We start from the raw sequence: 18,779 nt of genomic DNA, 5'->3' as shown, positions 1-18,779 counted from the left end.
GCCTCAAAAAGCCAGCTGTGGTTTGCTCACTCCAGGTCGTCGACCAGTTCGTCGGCGATGCCGGTGTACCCGCTCGGCGTCAGCGCCTGCAACTCCGTACGGACCGATTCCGGCACGTCGAGGTCTGCAAACAGCGCCTGGAAGTCCGCAAGTTCGACCCGCTCGCCGCGGGTGAGTTCCTTGACCTGCTCGTAGGCGTCGGTGTGGCCCTCTCGGCGGAGAATCGTCTGGACGGCTTCACCGATGATCTCCGGAGTCGCTTCCAGTTCCTCGCGCATGACCTGCTCGTTGGGGACGACCTTCCCCAGGCCGTTGCCGAGTTTCTCGTAGCCGATCAGACAGTGGGCGAAGGCCCCGCCGATATTGCGTTTGACTGTCGAGTCAGAGAGATCACGCTGGAGCCGGGAGTTGGTGACGTAGTCCGCGAGGAAGGTCAGATCCGAGTTCGCCTTCGAGAGGTTGCCCTCGCTGTTCTCGAAGTCGATTGGGTTCACCTTGTGGGGCATCGTCGAGGAACCGGTCTCGCCCTCGACGGCCTCCTGGCCGAGATACCGGTCGGAGATGTACAGCCAGGCGTCCAGATCCAGATCGAGCAGGACGTTGTTCGCCCCTCGCAGGCCGTCGAACAGCTCCGCGAGGTCGTCGCAGGGGTTGACCTGCGTGCTCAGCGGTTCGTGCTCGAAGCCCAACTCGGTCACGAACTCGCGGGCGAAAGCGGGCCAGTCGACGTCCGGAAAGGCGGCGTGATGGGCGGCGTAGGTTCCGCTCGCGCCGGCGAGTTTCCCGGACAGCCCCTGGCGGGCCTGCTCGATCCGGGCGATCTGTTGGCCGAGCCGAGAGGCGTAGACCGCCATCTCCTTGCCGAAGGTCGTCGGCGTCGCGGGCTGGCCGTGGGTCCGAGCGAGCATCGGAACGCCGCGGTACCGCTGGGCCAACTCCACGAGGTCGTCTCTGCGCTGGGTGAGCGCCGGCAGCAGCACCTCCTCGACGGCGCCGTCGATCAAAAGGCGGTGAGCGAGGTTGTTCACGTCCTCGCTGGTCAGCCCGAAGTGGATCCACTGCTCGACAGACAGATCCTCGGGGGTCCGGAGCCGGATGAAGTACTCGACGGCCTTGACGTCGTGATTCGTCGCGGCGTACTCGCCGTAGCCCTCGGTTTCGAGTTGCTTGATGATCTCCGCGTCCCCGTCGTCGAACTGTTCGTATATCTCTCGGAGCGCCTGCTGTTGCTCGTCTGTCAGCGACAGGGAGACGGCATCTAGATCGGCGAGCGCGATCAGGTACTCGACTTCGACCTGGGTTCGCGCTCGCATCAGCGCACACTCGCTGGCGTACGGCGTGAGTGGCTCGGTGTACCGGGCGTATCGTCCGTCCAGCGGCGATACTGCCGTGAGTGGCCCGCGGTCAGTCATACCTGTTGGTCCGTACCGGCTGGAAAAAGCCTGCCGGTCTCTCCCGGGAGACTTAATCGGCTGGCCGGCGTCGATACAGGTATGGGAACGCTGACACTGATCGGAACCAGGCTCGCGACCGAGGGCGAGGAGTTCGTCTACCGGGGCGAGGCCGACGCGTGTGAGGGCTGTCCGTACCGCGATCAGTGTCTCACGCTCACCGAGGGGCGCCGGTACCAGGTCACCGACCTCCGGGAGAACGCGAGCACGCTCGACTGTGCGGTCCACGACACCGGCGTGACCGCCGTCGAGGTCGAGCCGGTCGGAGTGAAGGCGAACGTTCCGAGCGGGAACGCATACACCGGGAGCAAATCAGCGCTCGCCGGCCCGTGTCCACACACGGGCTGTCCGAGCCACGAGTACTGCGAGCCGCTGGGCGCCGACCAAGACGAGCAGTACCGGATCGCCTCGGTGGAGGGTGAGCCGCCACACGAGTACTGTCGGCTGGACCGTGATCTCACCCTCGTCGAGTTCGAGCCACAGGAGTAGCCGTCTCGATGTCCCGTCCCGTTCGGTGGTTCGAGGACGTTGTGAGTGGTCGCTCCTCGCTAGTGACGCTCCGTCCGTACCGCCATAACCGTCTCCGCAGGTCCCGCTCGACTCGCTACTCGGCCAACTGATCGAACTCCTCGACGGTTCCGAGCCGCTGGGCGGTGTACCCGAAGACGGTCTCGTAGCCGTACGGTGACATGAGGACAGGGTAGAACGGTTCGTCGGCGGTCACCTCTCGATCGTCGGCCGCGGCGAACGGCTCGCCCTCGGCCACCTGCTCGAAGTTCGAGGCGTAGACCGCGTAGCTACTCGCCTCGTCCTTTGGGATCTGTCGGTCGAGACGGAACAGCGGCACCGAATCCGCCTCCGGCGTCCGCTCCTGTGGGAGCGCGCCGGTCGCGCCGAGAAACTCCCGGAGGAGACGACTGGCGTTCTCCGTCGCCTGATCCGAGCCCTGGTAGCCACACTCGACTTCGATAGTCGTCGGGACGGCGTCGAAGAGCCGACCGTCCGAGTGGCTCCCGACGTCCACGACCGCATCCACCGAGAGGTGTTTCAGGACGGGTCGCACACGAGCGTCCGGTTCGTGGATGAGCGCGAAGGTGCCGTCGTACGACTGCGTGGAGTGCATCGAGAAGACGAGACAGCCGTCCAGTTCCTCGGTCAGTCGGGCCGCCAGGCGGGACTCGTGGGTCGGTCCGTCGGGGTCGCCAGGGAAGGCCCGGTTGAGATCCTCTTCGAGATACCGCTCGCCGGCCGCGATTGCCTCCTCGTTCGCGACGATAAACTTCACGGGCCGGTCCAGTTCCGGGGGGTCGTCGAGGACGCGTTCGACCGCGTTGATACCACAGGGTTCGTCGCCGTGAATTCCGCCGACGACTGCCAGTTCGGGGTCGTCACCACCGAGACACTCGATCCGCATTCACTCGCGGCTACGTGACGGAGGGTAATCAATGCTGTAATTTCCGACGCGGCGATTGCCGACCGGTAGCACGACGCACAGCCGACACGCGCCCCATCAGTGCTCGTACTCGTGGGATTTCAGTAGCTCCGTCTCGACGTCGGAGAGGACGGACTCGTTGGTCGCTTCGAGGATGATCGGCGGCGCGACACCCTCGCGCTCGGCTTCGAGCCACCGACCGACGCAGAGACACCACCGGTCTCCCGGTTCCAGTCCGGGAAAGTCGAACTCCGGCCGCGGCGTGATCAGGTCGTTACCTCGGGCCTTACTGTACTGCAGAAACTCTTCGGTGACGACCGCACAGATCTCGTGACAGCCCCGGTCCTGGGGGTGTTCGTGGCAGTATCCGTCCCGGAGAAAGCCGGTCTCCGGATCGGTGCTACAGGGCTGCAACTCCGTTCCGAGCACGTTCCTCTGGTCCGTCTGTTGTGACATACCCGTCCTCGGGACCGGAGATACAAGACTGTTCGCGGCGGGCTACAGACCGCTCTCCTCGTCTTCCTCGTAGGCCTCCTCGTACCGTTCCAGCGCCATCTCGTAGCTCTCGGTCGCGAGTTTGATCGTCTCGCGCAGGTCGACGATGGGCGTCTCGGTCGCGTCGACGCGGATGTCGTTGTACGCCGGTTCGACCGGTTCGTCTTCGGTCTTCGCGACGCGGATCGCGGCGCTCTGGACGTGCAGTTCCTCGCGCTTGTCCCCGCCTTCCGCCTGGCCGGCGGCGAGACAGTCGAGCAGGCGTTTCGCGAGCGGCAGGTCGTCGTCTCTGGTCTCCTCGTACGTCTCCGCGACCGACTCCACGACCGCCTCGCCGGTCAGCAGATTCCCGGCGACGGTGTAGTTCTCGCCCACGATGTCGCCGTACCAGTCCTTGCACTCGTCGCCGGAGAACGCGAACTCCCCTTCGCGGCCGACGCCGTGAAGTTGCCGCTGCGGGCTGCCGTCGTCGGCGTTCAACAGCGCTTCGAGGGCGTCCTCGACGCCGAGACCGTCGGCCAGATACTCGACGCCCTTCTCCCCGAGTTCCGTGTTGACGAAACTCTGGGTGGCTACCGCTCCGTACTCGTTGACGAACGGACAGAGGTTCCCGACCCCTGCCAGTCGCGTCGTCACGGCCACGCCGAATCTCGTCTGTTCGGTCCCGGAATCGTCCTCGTACTGTTCGCGGACGCAGATGCTGAACGTCATATCTTCGTTCTGGGAGGCCAGCACAAAAAATCCGGCTGTCAGCGCCGGAAATTTTCAGTCGTCCTACGAGTCGAGCATCTCGACGCCCTCCTCGACGGAGAGGTCGCCCCGCTCGATCGCTTCGAGTACGGGTCGGACGTCTGACCGGTCTGCGGAGTCGTCGTCTGTTCCGACCTCGTCGAGCGTGACCTTCTCGGAGTGGCCGGTCAGTTCGGCGAAGTCCGCCCCGTCCGACAGCGCCGTCTCCTTTTTGACGCGGTAGTTGCCGCCGTCAGTCTGGTAGAGGTCGTCGGGGTGGAAAAAGTACCAGTCCTCGCGGTCGAACCGGACGCCGATTCGCGGCTTCGCGCCGAAGTTCCGCGAGAAGTAGACCAGCGCGTACACCTCCTCGCCGTCGAGATAGATGGGGTCGCCCGCCGACGACTTGGCCTCGATGGCGTAGAAATCCTCGCTGTCGCCGGCGAGCACGTCCGGCAGTTCGCGCTCGGTCGCGCTGCCGCTGGCCGGCGCTCGCATCACCGCAAAGCCGGCCTCGTCGAGTTTGTTGACGAGTTCTCGCTCCCGACGGTCCCCTTTCGCGTTCGACATCGCATCGGTATCGGCGGTCGACCCTCTTAAATGCGGCCCTCGACGGCCCTCGGCTCAGTCACCGCCCCGACGCCGGAGACAGTAGCCGCCGACCGCTCCGCCGACTGCCGCCACAACGCCGAATCCGGGGCCCGAGCCGTCGGAGGGGTCCCGTGCGTTTTCCTCGCTCCGAGTGGTTTCCGAGTCCTCGGGCCGTACGCGCTCCGTATCGCGCAATGACGGGAAGACGTACAGCGCTTCCCGCACAGACGGAGGATTCGTCCCGAGAATCTGTGACACGTCCGCGCTCGTCGCGATGAACACGTCCTCGCCCGCTTCCGCGGTCCAGAAACTCGCCTCCGTGTCGTCTCGCCAGTGTGCGATCTCTCTGGGTGCCGACGGATCGCTGATGTCGTGGACTTTCACGCCCCCGTAGTACCAGGAGGTGTACAGCCGATCACCGCCGAAATCGAGGTTGTGCGCGGTGGTGAACGTCCCGCTACGGCTCTGGTCTTCGCTCGGCGGGGCGTCGATTCTGGCCAAATGTTCGGGTTCGGTCGTCGTGCTCACGTCGTAGAGGTCGACGCCGCCCGGACCGCCGGTCTCCCCGAGCGCCCACCCTTCCTGACCGACGGCTAATAGCGTCCCGTCGTCGTCGACCATCGTGTAGTGTGCGTTTCCGGGCGGTCTGATCGACTCCCGAATCGCCTGTGTCCTAGTGAACGCCTGCAGTTCGGAGCGGTCGTACGGGCTGATCTGTGCGAGCGTACTCGGGTTCGCCGGATCGCTCACGTCGACGATCCAGGTTCCGGCGTCCCAGCAGGGGACGTACGCGATTCCATCGCGGACGGTCACGTCGTGGAGGCTCCGGGAGGCCACTGACACGTTCGCGTACCCGGAGTCGTACTCAGTGAGCGACCAGCGGCCGACTTCCCGTGGGTCCGCTCCGGAGATGTCGACCATGACCAGCGGATTCTCCGGGTCGCCGCTGCCCGTGAGGTAGACGATCCCATCGTCCACGTAGAGATTGTGGATGTAGTGGTTCGTCTCGTAGAAAGAGAGCTGTCGGGGATCGGTCGGATCGGTGATATCGTACAGTGCGAACCCGTGGGCCGCGTTCGCGTTCGGGTTCCCCGGACCGCCGATCACGAATCGGTCCTCCCAACTCCAGCAGTCCAGTGCGCCGACGAACGGTTTACCGGTCGGGTTCGGGATCGAACGCCGTTCGGCGACGACGGTCGGAGCGTCCGGCGTCGAGACGTCGACGACGGCGAAACCGGTACCGACGGCGACGTATGCGAACTCGCCCTGAACGGTGGCGTCGGTCGCCCCCGAGATGTCGACGCTGCCGGCCGGCTCGAACGGGTCGGGTTGCCCGTCGGTCTGACCCGCCGTTACCCCGGCAGCGACTCCCCCGGCAACGAATCCGGCACTCGCCGTCAGAAACCGTCGTCGGTTCATACCCAACCGTCACGGACGGAGCGGATAATAAGATGGCGGCCACGGTTTCTGTGACAGAAACGGTGCATAGAGACGGAAGCATTTATCTCCCAGATATTGATACGATCACGTATGGATTCCTTCAGGTGGCCGCTATCCAGACGATATCTGGCGGTGCTCGGCGTCCTCGTTCTCGTCGTGAGCGCGGGCTGTGCGGGACTCGGCGCGGACGACGGGGGTACAGAGCCCGATACCGCAAACACGACGGACCCGAGCGACGGAACGGACAGTAACTCGACAGACGGGACCGACGGCTCGGACGGCAGTTCACCGTTCGGGCAGTTGGACCCGGTCGAGAGCGACCTGACCGGTGACGAGGTACTCTCCCAGACGACCGACGCGCTCGGGGAGGTCGATGGCTACACCGTCACCGAGGCGGGAACGTTCGTCGCGGAGCAGAACAACCAGCAGTTGACCGTCCAAATCAACCGGACGATCCGCGTCGACCGATCGGCGGAGCGGTTGACCGTGGCGGCGACGACGGAGACCCAGGGCCGAACCGCGGAGACCGAGCAGTATCTCCAGAACGGAACCTTCTATCAGCGGAGCGCACAGATCGCACGCCAGTACGGCACGGAGTGGCTCCGAACCAACGTCTCCGACTCCTTCGACCAGCAGTTCCGGCAACTCGACCAGATAGCCCGGCTCAGGCAACTCCTCGAAAACTCCTCCGCCACCCTCGAAGGACGCACGGAACTCGACGGTCGGGAGGTCTACGCCGTGAACGCGACGGTCGATCCGGCGACGGCGACCGACGTGCGACCGACGGTCGTCGAGACCGAGCGGGTCGAACTCAGCCTCTGGATATCGACGGACACGTCGCTCCCGCTGCGGATCGTCGAGGACTCGGCGTTCACCGAGTCGAGCATCCAGGGTAATCTCCCGCAGGAGGCGGACCGCTCGTATCGCTACGACTACGGCAGTGTCGATATCACGCTCCCCGACGCGGCCAAGGACGCGCCGTTCTCCGGTAACGTGACCCAGTAACGGCAGGTATGTCGATGTCCACCCGACGCGTCCTCGCGGTGCTCGTCGTCGCCGTCGCGCTCGTTCTCGGCGGCTGCCAGGCTCCGGGTGTGACGCAGACACCGTCCGCGAGCGAACCGGCTCCCGGGGGTGCCGACAACGGAACGGGAGATCCCTTCCCGATCACCGACCCCGCGAATATCACTGTCGAGGGCGCACACCTCCGGACCGATCCCGGCCTCGTCTACGAGCGGTTGGAAGTCCTTCTGGGGACCGACCAGCCGTCTCCCGAGCGAATTCGGGCGTTCAATTCGAGCGACGAGTTTGCCGACTCGGCTCCGGGCAGTGGACTTGGTGCCGGTCAGCCCCGGTTTTTCGATGTCATCGGCTTCGAGACCGGGTCCGTCTCGGGGAAGCGGTTCATCGAACGAGTCGGCAACGGCTACACCCTCAGCGCGGGCTCAGTCGTCGTGTACGCACAGCCGAACGCGACGCGCGACGAGGAGGAGATGCTGCTGGCGCACGAACTCACCCACTACATCCAGTTCCAGAACAGCCGCCGAGCCCAACTCGCGGAAGCGGTCGGTAGCCAGACCGTCGACGGACGGTACGTCGTCCGCAGTCTGATCGAGGGTGCGGCCGTCTACACGACCGACGAGTATCTCCGCCAGTTCGGTGAGAACGGGACGCTGAACAGCCCGTACTACGACGAGGAACAGCGGCTGTACCCGCCGGGGCATATCGGCCGATGGGCGAACAGCCGCTACCAGATCGGCTCGCAGTACGTCACACAGCGGCTGGACGACCCCAGCGAAACCCCGGAGATATACAGCGATCCGCCGACGACCAGTCGGCGCCTGTTCGACCCCGACGCACCCCCGCGGCCGTCGCTGTCGGTCACCAACACCCTCGACCGCGACGTGATCTCGACGAATCGGCTGGGGATGGCCTTCGTCCGGTACGGGCTGGAGAGCCACGTCGACCCCGACCGCGCCCGCTCCGTCGCTGACGGCTTCGGCACCGACGCGCTGCGACAGTTCCGTTCGGACCGGGACACCTACGCCAACTACGCCTGGGTGACCCGCTGGGAGAGCGAGGCCGCTGCCGACGAATTCGCGAGCGCCGTCGGAGCGTACTTCGACGCCCGGGGGAACCGAACGGCCGACGGCTGGTCGCTCACCGACCCGGACCTGACCGTGCAACGCCGACGGGCGACCGCGGACACGGTCGTCCTCCTGTTCGGGTCGGCGTCGTTCGTCTCCGGGGTCGACGCGAGCGGATCGGGCGGCGAAGTCACGCTCACACCGACCGGCGGCTGAGTTACTCGGTCTCCGGGAAGATCTTTCCCGGGTTGAGGATTCCGTTGGGGTCGAGTGCGTCCTTGATCGACCGCATCGCCGCGACGGTTTCGCTCCCGTGTTCGTCGAGCAGGTACTTGCGTTTGCCCTGGCCGATGCCGTGCTCTCCGGTGGCGGTGCCGCCGACTTCGATCGCGCGGTCGACAACCTCCGAGTACAGTTGCTCGCCGCGTCGGAGTTGCTCCTCGTCGTCCGTGTCGACCAGCACCGTGTAGTGGATGTTGCCGTCTCCGGCGTGGCCGAAACAGGGCGTCAGCAGGTCGTACTGCTCGCCCAGATCTTTGATCTCCTTGACGAGATCGCCGTACTTGCTGATCGGGACGGTGATGTCGCCGGGATGCAGCGGTTGGCGGTCGGGGTCGTACGAGCGAACGGCGAAGGCCAGATCCTTCCGCGCCTGCCAGAGATCACCCATTCGCTCCTCGTCTGCGATCTCGAACTCGATCAGATCGTGTGTCTCGAGGATCGACCGACAGAACTCGATCTCCTCGTCGATGCCGTGGTTGGCGTGGAACTCGAGAAAGACCATCGGCGAGTCCGGCAGATCCGCCCCGGTGTAGGCGTTCGACATCATCGCGGATTCCTCGTCGATCAGCTCGATTTTCGCCACGTCGACGCCGGACTGGATCGCGTCGGTGACGGCCGCGGCGGCGTGATCGAGATCCGGAAACAGCGCCCGACCCCCCTTGATCTGTTCGGGTCGACCGGCGAGTTCGAGCGTCGCGCGCGTGACGACCCCGAGCGTCCCCTCGCTGCCGATCAGCAGATCCCGGAGGTTGTACCCCGAGGAGGTTTTGACGGCCTTCGAGCCGGCGGTGATGACCGACCCGTCGGCGAGGACGACTTCGAGTTCGAGCACCCAGTCCGCGACCTCTCCGTACTTGACCGTCTGCATCCCGCTGGCGGCGTTGGCGATCATCCCCCCGATAGTCGAGATGTCCCCCGAGGAGGGCAGCGGCGGGAAGAAGAGACCGTGCTCGCCGGCGGTCTCCTCGATGGTCGGACCCATCACGCCGGGTTGCAGGTCGATCTGGAAGTCCTCGGGGCGCACGTCGAGCACCTCGTTCATCCGCGTCAGGTCCATGCTGATTCCCCCCTCGGCCGGGACCGCGTTGCCTTCGAGTCCCGTTCCGGCGGCGTACGGCGTGACCGGGATCCCCCGTTCGTTGGCGGCCTCGAGCACCGTCGCGACCTCCTCGGTCGTCGTCGGATAGACGACCGCCTCCGGTTCCGTCCCGGTCGCAGTCCCCCAGTCCGTCGCGTGTTCCTCGAGCGCGTCCTGGCCTGTCGTCACCTGCCCGTCCCCGAGTGACTCGGTGAGAAACGTGGTATCCAGCGTCATGTCACCCACTTTGCGACCCCCTCGCAAAAAGATATCTCCTCCACCGGGGGCGGTCGGCCGACAGCGGTGGCTTGCCGAGTAGGAAGATTCTTCCCCGTTGGTGTCCCATCAAAGGACATGGACGAATACACGGTTTCCGGCAAGTGGAAAGCCCGGGATGGATGGCAGCGCTTCGAGAAGGAACTCGAAGCCGAGAACGAGGACGTCGCGGTCGAACACACCTACGCCGAGTTCGGCTCCAAGCACGGGCTGAAGCGCACGCAGATCGAGATCGAGGAGGTGGCGGCATGAGCCTCGGTGGCGGCGGCGGTGAGATGCAGCAGATCACCCAGCAGATCGAACAGCTCGAACAGACGAAACAGGCCATCGAAGCCGAGATCGAACAGCTCCAAGAGGAGAAACGAGAGATCGACGAGGCCATCGACGCCATCGAGGAACTCGAAGACGGTTCGACCGTTCAGGTCCCGATCGGCGGCGGCGCGTACGTCCGTGCCGAAGTGCAGGACATGGACGAGATCATCGTCGACCTCGGGGCGGACTACTCCGCCGAGCGCGACAAGGACGGCGCGACCAGTTCGCTCGAAACGAAAAAGGAGAAAATCGACGAGCAGATCGAGGAGTTCCGCGAGGAGATCGCGCAGGTCGAGACCGAGACCCAGGAACTCGAAGAGCAGGCCGAGCAGATGCAGGCCCAACAGCTCCAGCAGCTCCAGCAACAGCAGCAAGACGAGTAAGGCGCGATGTTCGATGGATTAAAAGACAAGCTCAAGGGGTTCACCGAGGACGTCGAGGAAGACGCGGAGATCGAAGACGAACCCGAAGAGGACGCCGAGACCGCCGATACGGCGAGTGCCGGTGACACCGATAGCGAGCCCGAACGCGGCGAGTCCGTCGAACGACCAGACGAGCAGTCACCGGCGGAGAGCCAGGAGAATCCTTCGACCGAGGAAACGGCCGAAGAGGACGCGGACGACGCCGAATCCGAAGGGGGTGGTCTCGGCCTGACAGGCAAGGCCAAGGCGATAGCGACCGGGAAGACGATCATCGAACAGGAGGATCTCCAGCCGCACCTCGACGAACTCGAGGTCGCCCTGCTCGACAGCAACGTCGAACTCGAAGTGGCAATCGAGATTCTGAACGGCATCGAGGAGAACCTGACCGGCCAGGCACGCGGTCGCCTGGAGAGCACCGGCAGCGTCGTCGAGGACGCGCTCCGCGAGTCGCTGTACGACGTTATCAGTGTCGGGCAGTTCGACTTCGACCAGCGCGTCGCGGAGGCCGACAAGCCGTTCGTGATGGTGTTCACCGGCGTCAACGGCGTCGGTAAGACCACCTCGATCGCCAAGCTCTCGCGATACCTGGAGAAGCAGGGCTACTCGACGGTGTTGGCCAACGGCGACACCTACCGGGCCGGCGCGAACGAGCAACTGCAGGAACACGCCGACGCGCTCGACCGCAAACTCATCACCCACGAACAGGGCTCGGACCCGGCGGCTGTCATCTACGACGCCGTCGAGTACGCCGAGGCTAACGACGTCGACGTCGTGCTCGGTGATACGGCGGGACGACTCCACACGAGCGACGACCTGATGGACCAACTCGAAAAGATCGACCGCGTGATCGAGCCCGACATGACGGTGTTCGTCGACGAGGCCGTCGCGGGCCAGGACGCGGTCAACCGCGCCGAGGAGTTCGACAAGGCGGCGACGATCGACGCCTCGATTCTGACCAAGGCCGACGCCGATCAGGACGGCGGTGCCGCGATCTCGGTCGCACACGTCACCGGCAAGCCCATCCTGTTTCTCGGGACCGGCCAGGATTACGACGACCTCGAACGGTTCGAGCCCGAACGGATCGTCAACGAACTGCTCGGTCCGGAGTAGTCGCCGCACCCGCCTTTTTGTACCCCCCAGCCGTCCGTACAGGTATGACCGTCCTCGTCGCTTACGACGGATCGGACCCCGCACAGGCCGCCGTGAAATACGCAATCGAGGAACACGCAGACAAGGAGATCGTCCTCCTGCGCGTCATCGAGGTCGCCAGCGGCATGACCGACGCCGGGATCAACATCATCCAGGAGCGCTTCCGCGAGAAGCCGGAGAAGGTGAAAAAGGAGGCCAGACAGGAGGTCGGCCGACAGACGGCCGACCTGTTCGAGGAGGCGGGTATCGAGTACGAGACCGAGATCGTGTTCGGCGAGCCAGCCCGCGAAATCGTCGCGTACGCCGAAGCGAACGATATCGACCAGATCGTGATCGGCAACCACGGCCGCTCGGGTGTCTCGCGGGTACTGCTCGGCAGCGTCGGCGAGAAAGTCGTCCGTCGCGCCCCGATGCCGGTGACTGTCGTCCGGGGGCGGGACTAACCTCAGCCCACGAGCACACGCGCGAGGTTGAGCGACCCGGCAACCACCGTCAGCAGACCACTCACGAGCACGCCGGTCGGCGCTCGCCGCTTGACGCCCGAGCCGGCGAACCCGAACTGTTCGGAGTCAGATAGTGACGCGTAGAGGATGATCACGGGCCCAACGACGCCGAGTGTCGCGCCAGCTACGACGGCCAGCCTGACGATCCCGGGGAGGGACTGGTCGAAGACGAACCCGACAGCGAGCAGTCCGTTTCCGAGACAGAGGCCACCGATACCGGTTCGAAACCGTCGCCGGTCGTTCATACCCGCGCTTCGAAGACGAAATAAAAAATACCACCGCCGACCTCCGCCCGGGTCGACCGCCAACACGTTCGCCGGTCAGAAACGCCGCCCGGGGAGTTTTCACGTCCGACCGAAAGTGGGCGAACGTGCTCACTCCACCTACGGTGGCCGGTGTCGTGATGGGCGCACTCGCAGTTGGTGCCTTCGGGTACGCTCTGTCGACCGCTGTCCAGTCGGACCGGCCGAGCGCCCGACCGTTCGCGGCGCTGCTCTGCTCGCTGTTGGTGTGGCTTCTGGCGAGTCTCTGCTCGAATCTCGCGGTGCTCCCGGCGGCGGTCAGATCGGCGTGGCTCTGGGAAGCGCTCGCTGGCGTCGGGAGTTACTCTCTCCCGGTCGCGTGGCTCGTCTACGCGCGCAGTTACACCGGTCACACGGAGTGGCGGACGCCGGCGGTCACCGCGCTCGCGGTCCTCGCCGCGCTGTCGGTCGCGCTTACGAACCTCCCGCTGCCGGAGTGGAGACTCCTCCAGTTCGTCGACGGGCTGGTGGGTCTCTCCGCGCTGGTCGGCTCCGTCGTCGCGTTCTGTTACGGAACCTGGCTCCTGTACGGCCTCTCGCGTCGCCACCGCCGCGTCGCGCCACTGCAGGTTCTGCTCCTCGCCGGTCTCGTCGCCGCCACCCACCTGGTCCGGTTTGCGGTGCTTATCTGGGCGTCGCTCCAGTTTGCGTTTGCCGAGAGGCCGCCGGAGCAGACGCTCGCAGCGATTCCGCTCGGAGAGGTGCCGGCCGGCTTTCTCGCGGCGGGGTTGCTCGCCGTCGTCGCGGTTCGGCGGTACCCGGTCCTCGGGAGTTTCCCCCGGGCGGATGCCGTCGCGAGGGCGACCGTCGTCCGTGATCTCCGCGAACCGGTCGTGATCCTCGATTACGACGGCTACGTACTCGACGTAAACGCGAGCGCAGCCGAGACCTTCGGGTTGGCGCCGGACACGACTGGCCGGGAGTGTTCGACCGTCGCGCCGGATCTGGCAGCGCTGGATCTCACCCCCGGGGCCACGGGGACGGCGTGGCTACCGACCAGCGACGGTCGCCGGCAGTTTCAGTTCAGCGTCTCCCCGGTCGGTGTCACTCCCTCGGGAGAGGCCATCGCACGGGCGCTGTTGCTCCGCGATGTCACCGAACAGCGCGTCCGCGAACAGCGCCTCGACGTGTTCAGCCGCGTCCTCCGGCACAACCTCCGCAACAGCCTGGACGTGATGTACGCTTACACCGGCGAAATCACCGATCCGGAGATCCGCGAACCGATCCGGGAGACGGCCGAGGATCTGGAGGCGCTGAGCGAGAAGGCCCGTCGCGCCGAGCAGGTGATGGCGGCCGTCGAAGAGGGGCCGAGCGGGGTCGATCTGAGTGCCGTCGTCCGGGAGAGAACAGCCGAGTTCCGCGACCGGACTGCGGAACTGTCGGTGTCGACGCCGGAGACGCTGCGGGTCCGAACGTACGGGTCGGTCGTCAGGATGGTACTCGACGAGGTACTCGACAACGCGGTCGTTCACGCCGCGACGCCGCCGACCGTGACGGTCACGCTGGTCGAGTCCGCGTCGGGCGTCGAACTGACGATCACCGACGACGGCCCGGGACTCCCCGAACACGAGCGGGCGGTGATCGAGTCCGGCGTGGAGAGCCAACACAGCCACAGCACCGGACTGGGCCTGTGGCTCGTCCGTTGGGGAGTCACGCAACTCGGCGGGGAGCTACACTTTGCCGACCGCGAACCGACCGGAACGGAGGTCACGGTTGTTCTCGACCGCTGACCCCTGTTCAGTCGTCGATCGTCGCGCCGGGGATGACGGTGACGCTCGCGACGCGGTCGCCCTCTTCGACTTCCATGACGTTGACCCCTTTCGTGTTCCGGCCGACCGTCGAGATCTCCTCGACCGGACAGCGCATGATCTGGCCCCCGTCGCTCATGACGACGATGTGATCGTCCGCGTCGACGGCCTTGACCGTCGCGACCGGCCCGTTTCGCTCGTCGGTCTTGATATCGACCAGTCCCTTTCCGTATCGCGACTGCGGGCGGTACTCGGTCAGCGGCGTGCGCTTGCCGTAGCCGCGGCGGGTGACCGTCAACAGCGCGCGCTGGTCGTCGTCGGTCGTCTGGACCATCCCCGCGACGCGGTCGTCGCCTTCGAGATCGATCCCCCGGACGCCGCGGGCGGTGCGGCCCATCTCGCGGGCCTCCGTCTCGTCGAACCGGATCGTCATCCCCTGCTCGGTCGCGATCACGAGGTCGCCGGTACCGTCGGTCACCTCCACGTCGACCAGTTCGTCGCCCTCCTCGACCTCGGCCGCGATGATCCCGGTCGAGAGGATGTTGTCGAACTGGTCCGCACAGGTCCGTTTGACGTAGCCCTGCCGGGTGACCATCGTCAGGCACTCGTCCTCGGTGAACTCGTCGGTGTCGACGACCGCGGTGATCTCCTCGCCGTCGTCGAGGTCGACGATGTTGACGGCGGATTTGCCGCGGGCGGTGCGGGACATCTCCGGGATCTCGTAGGTCTTCAGGCGGTAGACCTGTCCCCTGTTGGTGAAACAGAGCAGGTAGTCGTGGGTGTTCGCCCGGAAGACCTTCGAGACGCGGTCGCCCTCCTTGGGATCGGAACCGATGATCCCCTTCCCGCCGCGGCGCTGGGGATCGAAGGCGTCGGCGGGCATCCGCTTGATGTAATCCTGCTCGGTGATGACGACCAGACAGTCCTCCTCGGGGATCAGGTCCTCGTGAGTCACCTGCCCCTCGTCTTCGAGGATCTTCGTCCGCCGGTCGTCGTCGTACTGCTCTTTCAACTCCTGGAGTTCCTCCTTGATCACCGCCAGAAGCGTCTCCTCGGATTCGAGAACGGATTCGAGGTAGTCGATGCGCTCCTGGACCTCCTCGTACTCCTCTTCGATCTCGCCGGCCTCCATCGACGTGAGCGAGCCGATCTGCATCCGAAGGATGTGTTCGGCCTGGCGCTCGGAGAAGTCAAATTCCGACTGCACGTCGGTGTACTCCAGGTCGACGTCCAACTCGTCGAGATCGAGATCACCTTCGAGCGCCCGCTGAGCCTGCTCGCGGTCCTCGGACTCCGTGATGAGGTTGACAATTGCCTCGGCGTTGTCGACGGCCTTCAGCCGGCCTTCGAGGATGTGCGCGCGGTCCTCTGCCTCCGCGAGGTCGTGTTCCGAGCGCCGCCGGACGACCTCCTTGCGGTGCTCGACGTAGTGTTCCAGGGTCTCCTTCAGCGAGAGCACCTGCGGTTGTCCGTCGACCAGCGCGAGGTTGATGACGCCGAAGGTCGACTCCAGGTGGTGCTCCAGCAGTTGGTTCTCGACAACGTCGGCGTTGGCGTCGCGTTTGAGGTCGATGACGATCCGCACGCCGTCGCGGTCGGACTCGTCGCGCAGGTCGGAGACCCCCTCGATCGTCCCCTCGTTGACGTCCTCGGCGATGCGCTTGACGATCCGTGCCTTGTTCTCCTGGAAGGGGAGTTCGGTGATGACGATCTGATCGGATCCGGAGTCGTTGCTCTGAATCTCGTACTCGGCGCGCATCCGGATCCGCCCCCGACCGGTCTCGTAGGCCGAGTAGATCGGATCCTTGCCGACGATGTTTCCGCCCGTCGGGAAGTCCGGCCCCTTGATGTGTTCCATCAGGTCCTCGGTGGTGCAGTCGGGGTTGTCGATCAGGTGGACGGTGGCGTCGACGACTTCGCCGAGGTTGTGCGGCGGGATGTTCGTCGACATCCCGACGGCGATTCCCGAGGAGCCGTTCAACAGGAGATTCGGGAGCTTCGCCGGCAGGACCTCCGGTTCCGTCAGCCGGTCGTCGTAGTTCGGCTGGAAGTCGACGGTATCCTTCTCGAGGTCTTCGAGCATCTCCTCGGCGATGGGTGCCATCCGGGCCTCGGTGTACCGCATCGCGGCGGCCGGATCGCCGTCCATCGAACCGAAGTTCCCCTGGCCGTCGACCAGCGGATAACGCAAGGAGAAATCCTGTGCCATGCGGACGAGCGTATCGTAGATTGCCGAGTCGCCGTGTGGGTGGTAATCACCCATCGTCTCCCCGACGATGGAGGAGGACTTGCGGTGGCTCGATCCCGAACTCACGCCGAGTTCGTTCATCGCGTACAGGATCCGTCGGTGGACGGGTTTGAGTCCGTCTCGCACGTCCGGGAGCGCACGACCTGCGATGACGCTCATCGCGTAGTCGATGTAGCTCTGCTCCATCTCGTCCTCGATACGGACGTGCTCGATGTTCGCGGCCGGTGCCTCGACGTCTTCGGGGTCGTCAGGTAGATCCGAGCTCATGGTTTAGATGTCGACCCACTCGGCTTCCGGCGCGTGTTCCTTGATGAACTCCTTGCGCGGTTCGACGGCGTCGCCCATCAGCACCGAGAACATCTTGTCCGCGGCGGCGGCGTCCTCGACGGTGATCTGCTTGAGATACCGCGTCTCCGGGTTCATCGTCGTCTCCCACAACTGGTCGGGATTCATCTCACCGAGTCCCTTGAACCGCTGGACCTGATCGGGGTTACCGTTGCACTTCTCCTCGATGATCCGGTCGCGCTCCTCGTCCGTCATCGCGTCGTAGGTCTCGCCGTGATACCGGACCCGGTACAGCGGTGGCTGGGTCGCGTAGACGTGTCCGCGCTCCAGCAACGGCTTCATGTGTCGGTAAAACAGCGTCAACAGGAGCGTTCGAATGTGCGCGCCGTCGACATCGGCGTCGACCATGAAGAATATCTTCTCGTAGCGCAGGTCGTCGATGTCGAACTCGTCGCCGATCCCGGTTCCGAGCGCGGTGATGAGGTTCCGGATCTCGTCGTTTTCGAGAATCCGGTCCAGGCGGTGTTTCTCCACGTTGAGAATCTTCCCCTTGATCGGGAGTACGGCCTGGAACTCGGGATCACGGCCCTGCTTGGCGCTTCCGCCGGCGGAGTCGCCCTCGGTGATGAACAGTTCCGCCTCGCTCGGGTCCCGCGTCTGGCAGTCCGAGAGTTTGCCGGGCAGGGCGGTCGAATCGAGCGCGCTCTTGCGGCGCGTCAGTTCTTCGGCCTTCTTCGCCGCCTTCCGCGCCTTCGCGGCCTCGACGGCCTTCGAGACGATCGTCTCCGCGGTGTCCGGGTTCTCCTCGAAGTATGTCCCGAGATGTTCGTGGACGGCCGATTCGACGATACCTCGGACCTCGCTGTTGCCGAGTTTGGTCTTGGTCTGGCCCTCGAACTGCGGGTCGGGGTGTTTGATCGACAGCACAGCCGTCAGCCCCTCGCGGATGTCCTCGCCTTTCAGCGTGTCGTCGAGGTCTTTCAGCAGTCCGTTCTCCTTCGCGTAGTCGTTGACGACCCGGGTCAGCGCGGTCTTGAACCCGGTCATGTGCGTCCCGCCTTCGCGGGTGTTGATGTTGTTCGCGAACGCATGAAGCGAGCCCTGCAGTTCGTCGGTCGCCTGCATCGCGACCTCGACGGCCACGACGCCGTCCGCGTCGGTTTCGTCGCCGATCGGTTCGTCCTCGTCGAAGTAGATGACCTCCTCGTGAAGCGCCGTCTTGGTCTCGTTGAGGAACTGGACGAACTCCCGGATGCCGCCCTCGTACCGGAAGGTCTCCGAGCGGTCTTCGCGTTCGTCTGTCAGCGTAATCTCGACACCGGAGTTGAGGAAAGCGAGTTCGCGCAGGCGGGATTCGAGCGTCGAGAAGACGAAATCGGTCGTCTCGAAAATCTCGCCGTCGGGCCAGAACTGGATCTTGGTGCCCGTCTCTTCGTCGGGTTCCATATCGCGGACCCGTTCGAGTTCGTACTCGGGTTCGCCGTGGTCGAATCGCTGCTGCCAGACGGCCCCGTCGCGCTTGACTGTCACCTCCAACCACTTCGAGAGCGCGTTCACGACCGAGACGCCGACCCCGTGGAGCCCTCCGGACACCTGGTAGGACTTGTTGTCGAACTTCCCGCCGGCGTGGAGGACGGTCATAATCACTTCGACTGCCGGTCGACCGTGCTCCTCGTGGGTGTCGACCGGAATCCCCCGCCCGTCGTCCTGAACAGAGACAGAGTTGTCCTCGTGGATCGTCACTTCGATACTGTCACAGTGGCCCGCAAGCGCCTCGTCGATGGAGTTGTCGACGACCTCGTACACGAGGTGATGGAGGCCGCGCGTGTCCGTCGATCCGATGTACATCGCCGGGCGCTTCTGGACGGCCTGCAGCCCTTCGAGTACCTGTATCTGTCCTGCTCCGTACTCACTATCCTCAGACATGAAATCGTACGTATCCGTTGTGT

The 18,779-nt window shown here is 65.0% G+C and carries 18 protein-coding genes; 8 read left to right on the top strand and 10 right to left on the bottom strand.

The window, feature by feature from the left end; all coding sequences use genetic code 11:
• Window positions 1-26: 26 nt before the first annotated feature.
• Window positions 27-1,412, bottom strand: a complete 1,386-nt coding sequence (gene purB / locus GRX03_RS06545; protein ID WP_159763406.1) for an adenylosuccinate lyase — start codon at window positions 1,410-1,412, stop codon at window positions 27-29.
• Window positions 1,413-1,493: 81 nt separating this feature from the next.
• Here purB and GRX03_RS06540 point away from each other — a divergent pair, with 81 nt between their 5' ends.
• Entirely contained in the window at window positions 1,494-1,940 is a 447-nt protein-coding gene (locus GRX03_RS06540) for a UPF0179 family protein (RefSeq protein ID WP_159763405.1), read from the top strand.
• Between the two features lie 115 nt (window positions 1,941-2,055).
• Here GRX03_RS06540 and GRX03_RS06535 read toward each other — a convergent pair whose 3' ends face one another.
• The 5 genes from GRX03_RS06535 to GRX03_RS06515 all read right to left on the bottom strand — a co-directional run bounded on the left by GRX03_RS06535 (window position 2,056) and on the right by GRX03_RS06515 (window position 6,117).
• Window positions 2,056-2,865: a succinylglutamate desuccinylase/aspartoacylase domain-containing protein gene (locus tag GRX03_RS06535; RefSeq protein ID WP_159763404.1), complete on the bottom strand. Its 810-nt coding sequence runs from the start codon at window positions 2,863-2,865 to the stop codon at window positions 2,056-2,058.
• 96 nt (window positions 2,866-2,961) lie between these two features.
• On the bottom strand, window positions 2,962-3,339 hold the full coding sequence (locus tag GRX03_RS06530; protein WP_159763403.1) for a DUF2237 family protein: 378 nt from the start codon (window positions 3,337-3,339) through the stop codon (window positions 2,962-2,964).
• A gap of 42 nt (window positions 3,340-3,381) precedes the next feature.
• On the bottom strand, window positions 3,382-4,089 hold the full coding sequence (locus tag GRX03_RS06525) for a DUF1028 domain-containing protein (protein WP_159763402.1): 708 nt from the start codon (window positions 4,087-4,089) through the stop codon (window positions 3,382-3,384).
• Between the two features lie 63 nt (window positions 4,090-4,152).
• Complete coding sequence (gene hjc, locus GRX03_RS06520; protein WP_159763401.1) at window positions 4,153-4,677, bottom strand: Holliday junction resolvase Hjc; 525 nt, start codon at window positions 4,675-4,677, stop codon at window positions 4,153-4,155.
• A gap of 54 nt (window positions 4,678-4,731) precedes the next feature.
• The gene (locus tag GRX03_RS06515) at window positions 4,732-6,117 is read right to left on the bottom strand and encodes an LVIVD repeat-containing protein (RefSeq protein WP_159763400.1); all 1,386 of its coding nucleotides are present in this window, start codon (window positions 6,115-6,117) and stop codon (window positions 4,732-4,734) included.
• A 111-nt stretch (window positions 6,118-6,228) separates the two neighbouring features.
• Here GRX03_RS06515 and GRX03_RS06510 point away from each other — a divergent pair, with 111 nt between their 5' ends.
• Both GRX03_RS06510 and GRX03_RS06505 read left to right on the top strand, forming a co-directional pair.
• Window positions 6,229-7,143, top strand: coding sequence for an LppX_LprAFG lipoprotein (locus GRX03_RS06510; protein ID WP_159763399.1), 915 nt, complete (start codon window positions 6,229-6,231; stop codon window positions 7,141-7,143).
• 14 nt (window positions 7,144-7,157) lie between these two features.
• Entirely contained in the window at window positions 7,158-8,441 is a 1,284-nt protein-coding gene (locus GRX03_RS06505) for a hypothetical protein (RefSeq protein WP_159763398.1), read from the top strand.
• Between the two features lies 1 nt (window position 8,442).
• Here GRX03_RS06505 and GRX03_RS06500 read toward each other — a convergent pair whose 3' ends face one another.
• Window positions 8,443-9,822: an FAD-binding oxidoreductase gene (locus tag GRX03_RS06500; RefSeq protein ID WP_159763397.1), complete on the bottom strand. Its 1,380-nt coding sequence runs from the start codon at window positions 9,820-9,822 to the stop codon at window positions 8,443-8,445.
• Between the two features lie 117 nt (window positions 9,823-9,939).
• Between GRX03_RS06500 and rpl18a the strand changes: the two genes are divergently transcribed.
• Genes rpl18a through GRX03_RS06480 form a run of 4 tightly spaced genes read left to right on the top strand, consistent with a single transcriptional unit; the run spans window position 9,940 to window position 12,187 of the window.
• Window positions 9,940-10,113, top strand: a complete 174-nt coding sequence (gene rpl18a / locus GRX03_RS06495; protein ID WP_159763396.1) for a 50S ribosomal protein L18Ae — start codon at window positions 9,940-9,942, stop codon at window positions 10,111-10,113.
• Window positions 10,110-10,556 (top strand): prefoldin subunit alpha, encoded by a 447-nt coding sequence (gene pfdA / locus GRX03_RS06490; RefSeq protein ID WP_159763395.1) that lies wholly within the window; start codon window positions 10,110-10,112, stop codon window positions 10,554-10,556. The genes rpl18a and pfdA overlap by 4 nt, the downstream gene beginning before the upstream one ends.
• Window positions 10,557-10,562: 6 nt before the next feature.
• Window positions 10,563-11,705 (top strand): signal recognition particle-docking protein FtsY, encoded by a 1,143-nt coding sequence (gene ftsY, locus GRX03_RS06485; protein WP_159763394.1) that lies wholly within the window; start codon window positions 10,563-10,565, stop codon window positions 11,703-11,705.
• Window positions 11,706-11,749: 44 nt separating this feature from the next.
• On the top strand, window positions 11,750-12,187 hold the full coding sequence (locus GRX03_RS06480; RefSeq protein WP_159763393.1) for a universal stress protein: 438 nt from the start codon (window positions 11,750-11,752) through the stop codon (window positions 12,185-12,187).
• Between the two features lie 2 nt (window positions 12,188-12,189).
• Here the strand turns inward: GRX03_RS06480 and GRX03_RS06475 are convergent, their stop codons facing one another.
• Entirely contained in the window at window positions 12,190-12,492 is a 303-nt protein-coding gene (locus tag GRX03_RS06475; protein ID WP_159763392.1) for a hypothetical protein, read from the bottom strand.
• A gap of 125 nt (window positions 12,493-12,617) precedes the next feature.
• Between GRX03_RS06475 and GRX03_RS06470 the strand changes: the two genes are divergently transcribed.
• Window positions 12,618-14,279 (top strand): ATP-binding protein, encoded by a 1,662-nt coding sequence (locus GRX03_RS06470; protein ID WP_159763391.1) that lies wholly within the window; start codon window positions 12,618-12,620, stop codon window positions 14,277-14,279.
• A gap of 7 nt (window positions 14,280-14,286) precedes the next feature.
• Here the strand turns inward: GRX03_RS06470 and gyrA are convergent, their stop codons facing one another.
• Window positions 14,287-16,812, bottom strand: a complete 2,526-nt coding sequence (gyrA, locus tag GRX03_RS06465; protein WP_159763390.1) for a DNA gyrase subunit A — start codon at window positions 16,810-16,812, stop codon at window positions 14,287-14,289.
• Window positions 16,813-16,815: 3 nt separating this feature from the next.
• Complete coding sequence (gene gyrB / locus GRX03_RS06460) at window positions 16,816-18,756, bottom strand: DNA topoisomerase (ATP-hydrolyzing) subunit B (protein WP_159763389.1); 1,941 nt, start codon at window positions 18,754-18,756, stop codon at window positions 16,816-16,818.
• Between the last annotated feature and the right edge of the window lie 23 nt (window positions 18,757-18,779).

Source organism: Halovenus carboxidivorans, from assembly GCF_009831575.1.
Lineage (GTDB): Archaea > Halobacteriota > Halobacteria > Halobacteriales > Haloarculaceae > Halovenus > Halovenus carboxidivorans.
The sequence above is the reverse complement of the archived record's forward strand: the minus strand, read 5'-3'. Positions and strand labels throughout refer to the sequence as shown.

What these genes read in the sequence shown, in the direction of transcription:
- GRX03_RS06475 (WP_159763392.1), bottom strand. Translation starts at nt 12,492, where the DNA reads ATGAACGACCGGCGACGGTTTCGAACCGGTATCGGTGGCCTCTGTCTC.
- rpl18a (WP_159763396.1), top strand. Translation starts at nt 9,940, where the DNA reads ATGGACGAATACACGGTTTCCGGCAAGTGGAAAGCCCGGGATGGATGG.
- pfdA (WP_159763395.1), top strand. Translation starts at nt 10,110, where the DNA reads ATGAGCCTCGGTGGCGGCGGCGGTGAGATGCAGCAGATCACCCAGCAG.
- GRX03_RS06515 (WP_159763400.1), bottom strand. Translation starts at nt 6,117, where the DNA reads ATGAACCGACGACGGTTTCTGACGGCGAGTGCCGGATTCGTTGCCGGG.
- GRX03_RS06500 (WP_159763397.1), bottom strand. Translation starts at nt 9,822, where the DNA reads ATGACGCTGGATACCACGTTTCTCACCGAGTCACTCGGGGACGGGCAG.
- GRX03_RS06535 (WP_159763404.1), bottom strand. Translation starts at nt 2,865, where the DNA reads ATGCGGATCGAGTGTCTCGGTGGTGACGACCCCGAACTGGCAGTCGTC.
- GRX03_RS06530 (WP_159763403.1), bottom strand. Translation starts at nt 3,339, where the DNA reads ATGTCACAACAGACGGACCAGAGGAACGTGCTCGGAACGGAGTTGCAG.
- GRX03_RS06480 (WP_159763393.1), top strand. Translation starts at nt 11,750, where the DNA reads ATGACCGTCCTCGTCGCTTACGACGGATCGGACCCCGCACAGGCCGCC.
- GRX03_RS06540 (WP_159763405.1), top strand. Translation starts at nt 1,494, where the DNA reads ATGGGAACGCTGACACTGATCGGAACCAGGCTCGCGACCGAGGGCGAG.
- ftsY (WP_159763394.1), top strand. Translation starts at nt 10,563, where the DNA reads ATGTTCGATGGATTAAAAGACAAGCTCAAGGGGTTCACCGAGGACGTC.
- purB (WP_159763406.1), bottom strand. Translation starts at nt 1,412, where the DNA reads ATGACTGACCGCGGGCCACTCACGGCAGTATCGCCGCTGGACGGACGA.
- GRX03_RS06505 (WP_159763398.1), top strand. Translation starts at nt 7,158, where the DNA reads ATGTCCACCCGACGCGTCCTCGCGGTGCTCGTCGTCGCCGTCGCGCTC.
- hjc (WP_159763401.1), bottom strand. Translation starts at nt 4,677, where the DNA reads ATGTCGAACGCGAAAGGGGACCGTCGGGAGCGAGAACTCGTCAACAAA.
- gyrB (WP_159763389.1), bottom strand. Translation starts at nt 18,756, where the DNA reads ATGTCTGAGGATAGTGAGTACGGAGCAGGACAGATACAGGTACTCGAA.
- GRX03_RS06510 (WP_159763399.1), top strand. Translation starts at nt 6,229, where the DNA reads ATGGATTCCTTCAGGTGGCCGCTATCCAGACGATATCTGGCGGTGCTC.
- gyrA (WP_159763390.1), bottom strand. Translation starts at nt 16,812, where the DNA reads ATGAGCTCGGATCTACCTGACGACCCCGAAGACGTCGAGGCACCGGCC.
- GRX03_RS06525 (WP_159763402.1), bottom strand. Translation starts at nt 4,089, where the DNA reads ATGACGTTCAGCATCTGCGTCCGCGAACAGTACGAGGACGATTCCGGG.